1 protein-coding gene and 1 pseudogene are annotated in these 1,135 nt (G+C 38.1%); both read left to right on the top strand.

Annotation, left to right across the window (positions count from 1 at the left end):
• Positions 1-527 precede the first annotated feature (527 nt).
• Positions 528-929, top strand: coding sequence for a succinate dehydrogenase, cytochrome b556 subunit (gene sdhC, locus ACFIO3_RS13540; protein WP_375606014.1), 402 nt, complete (start codon positions 528-530; stop codon positions 927-929).
• Positions 930-947: 18 nt separating this feature from the next.
• Positions 948-1,135 (top strand): annotated as a pseudogene (locus tag ACFIO3_RS13535) (succinate dehydrogenase, hydrophobic membrane anchor protein); the annotation flags it as partial.

The following is a 1,135-nucleotide window of genomic DNA, read 5'->3' as shown; positions in this document are numbered from 1 at the left end:
GTACAGATGTTGAAAAGCAAGTTTCTGAGTAAAGATTATATCGGCTAAACTTTATGCAAAAGCGGCTTTTATGCCGCTTATTTGTGTCTTTCTTGATTCGTTTTGCCTTTTAAAAGGCTTGGAGGAGACATAAAAATGTTTAATCTATCAATTTTCCCTCTTTTTATTCTTAATCATGGGTGCAGTTTAAGAGACTATTGCATATATCGTGGATACTCAAAAGGATAAGTTTAATCTGAAAAAATGTCTGTTTATATTTGGAAAATATTTTAGACCTTTGACGTGAAGATAAAAGTGTATTAGATTAAGGCGAGTTTTGCGGATCATATCCGGGGAGTAATCGGTTTTTTTATGCGTGACCTTTAATCCGTTATTTGAGACAACCGACCTGTAATATCGGTATCTTGAGATGCCAAACAAGTAAAAACGAGAGAGTATGTTTAGTCGTTTTGCGCGAACTTTTTCGTTCATTGCGGTTGCAAAAACCAGGTCAGGATATTTTATGATAAACCAGGTCAGGATATTTTATGATAGAGACAACTAGGATAAAAGAGCGCCCTCGTTCCCCTCATATAAGCATTTATCGTTGGACAATTACTATGGCCATGTCTATTGCACACCGCATTACGGGTATGGCACTTTATGTTGGAACGGTTTTTCTTGCTGTTTGGTTAATTGCTATTGCGTGTGGCGAGGAGACATTTAGAACAGTTTACGAAATTTATAGTTCTTGGTTTGGATTGTGTATTTTGTTTCTTTATACTTTGGCAGGGGTTCATCACATGGTTGGTGGTGTTCGCCACATTGTTTGGGATCTGAAGCCTTGCCTTTTGGCAAAAGAAAAGGCAACAGTCACTGCGTGGGCGACAGTGTTTATTTCTCTTATTGTTACTTTTGCGATTTGGATTATTGGATATACCGTTGTTTAGCTGGGGGTGAAAAGAGATATGAAAAAAGATTTTCGAACGGAACTTGGAAAAGTACGGGGGCGTGGCAGTGCTCATGAAGGAACAGAGCATTTTTGGCTAGAACGTTTGACAGGGTTTATCAATCTACCACTTTTGATATTTTTTATTGTTCTTATTCTTTCGCTTGTGGGCAAGGATTATAGTATTGTGCGTGCACGGCTTGCACA

Source organism: Bartonella sp. AD328YNZD, assembly GCF_042196425.1.
Note: the sequence above shows the minus strand (reverse complement) of the source record. Positions and strands in the feature narration are given on the sequence as shown.

Coding starts and splice junctions, on each gene's coding strand:
- sdhC (WP_375606014.1), top strand. CDS start 528: ATGATAGAGACAACTAGGATAAAAGAGCGCCCTCGTTCCCCTCATATA.